At 69.2% G+C, this 1,954-nt stretch carries 2 protein-coding genes; both read right to left on the bottom strand.

Annotation, left to right across the window (positions count from 1 at the left end; genetic code table 11):
- Positions 1-371, bottom strand: a 371-nt coding sequence (locus RIF93_RS20440) for a DUF6789 family protein (RefSeq protein WP_309093276.1), incomplete at its 3' end; no start/stop codon positions are given.
- 96 nt (positions 372-467) lie between these two features.
- The coding region (gene gcvPB, locus RIF93_RS20445) for an aminomethyl-transferring glycine dehydrogenase subunit GcvPB (RefSeq protein WP_309093277.1) at positions 468-1,954 on the bottom strand (1,487 nt) is incomplete at its 5' end.

Raw genomic sequence — 1,954 nt, forward strand, 5'->3', positions numbered from 1 at the left:
TGGCTGGCGATCATCCAGGCGAGGGTGCCGAAGCCGGCCCGCATGAAGAACAGGCCGGCGCCGCCGATCGGCGCGATGACCAGCCCCATCAGGATGAAGGCCCCGACCGCGAACAGGATGCCCTTCGATTCCGCCGTGTCCGTCGGCAGCCGCGGGCACAGCACGCCGAACAGGGCGCCCAGGCCCAGGCCGGCGATCAGGTGAGCGACCCAGCCGACAGCCGGAATGTCCTGGGTCTGAAGGATGACCGAGAGCAGCTGCGGGAATGCAACCGCCCAGTGCCCTACGGTGACGTTGATGGCCTCGATGATCGAGACCACCACCGTGGCCGCCAGGCCCGCGAGCAGGCCCTTTTGTACGCGTGGCATCATGACCCTAGCGCCTCCCAACGCATGTTTCGGTTCTGACTACGCAGAGCGAAGCATACGCCTGTCTGGGAGGACGGCGTTCACATTGCCGCGATTGGCCTATTCGGCCGCGATGTTCGACCCTTCGGGGGCGGTCCAGCGCAGCACCGGCTGACGGGCCGCACGGGTCTCGTCCAGGCGCCGCAGGGGCGCGTGGAAGGGCGCGCCCTTGAAGCGCTCGACGTCCCCGGCCTTCGCCGCCTGCGCCAGCGCCCGCATCGCCTCGATGAAGCGGTCCAGCTCCTGCTTCGACTCCGTTTCGGTCGGCTCGATCAGCATGGCTCCGTGGACGACCAGCGGGAAGTACATGGTCATGGGGTGGAAGCCCTCGTCGATCATCGCCTTCGCGAAGTCGAGCGTGGTCACGTCCGTGCCCTTCAGCCATTCGTCGTCGAACAGCGCCTCGTGCATGCACGGGCCCTCGGGGAAGGCGGGGCTCATCAGGTCCTGCAGCCGGGCCTTGATGTAGTTGGCGTTCAACACCGCGTCCTCGGCCACCTGCCGCAGGCCGTCCGAGCCGTGGCTCATCATGTAGCTGAGCGCCCGGACGTACATCCCCATCTGGCCTTGGAAGGCGCACAGCCGGCCGAAGGCCTGCGCGGCCTGGCCCTCGGCGAACTCGACCAGTCTGAAGCCGTCGTCGCCCGAGACGACCCACGGCGCCGGAGCGAACGGGGCGAGGGCCTCGGACAGCACCACCGGACCTGCGCCCGGCCCGCCGCCGCCGTGCGGCGTCGAGAAGGTCTTGTGCAGGTTGATGTGCATGGCGTCGACGCCCAGGTCGCCCGGCCGCACCCGGCCGACGATGGCGTTGAAGTTGGCGCCGTCGCAGTAGAAGTAGGCCCCGGCCTCGTGCGTCAGCCGGCTGATCTCAAGGATGTCGCGCTCGAACAGGCCGCAGGTGTTCGGATTGGTGACCATGATGGCCGCCACGTCGGGCCCCAGCTTGGAAGCCAGGTCCGCCACGTCCACGCGGCCGTCGTCGGTCTGGGCGACCTCCACGACCGAATAGCCGACGAAGGCGGCGGTGGCGGGATTGGTGCCGTGGGCCGAGGTCGGGACCAGCACCTTGCGGCGCTGCTCGTGCTCGCCCCTAGCCTCGTGGGCGGCGCGGATGGCCATCAGGCCGCACAGTTCGCCGTGCGCGCCGGCTTTGGGCGACAGGGCCACGGCCGGCATGCCGGTCAGGGTCTTCAGCCAGTGGGCCAGCTGGTCCATCAGCTCCAGCGCCCCCTGCACCGTCGACTGCGGCTGCAGCGGATGGATGTCCGAGAAGCCGGGCAGGCGCGCCATCTTCTCGTTCAGGCGCGGGTTGTGCTTCATCGTGCACGAGCCCAGCGGATAGATGGCCAGGTCGATGGCGTGGTTCTTCTGCGACAGGCGCACGTAGTGGCGCATCGCCTCCGGCTCCGACAGGCCCGGCAGGCCGATCGGATCGCGCCGCACCAGGTCGCCGAGGTCCGAGGCGTCCGCCTTCGGCTCCGGCAGGTCGACGCCGGTCTTGCCCCAGCCGTCGCTCTCGAAGATCAGGTGCTCGTCCTGCAGCA

Source organism: Phenylobacterium sp. (genome assembly GCF_031181185.1).
Classification (GTDB): domain Bacteria; phylum Pseudomonadota; class Alphaproteobacteria; order Caulobacterales; family Caulobacteraceae; genus Phenylobacterium.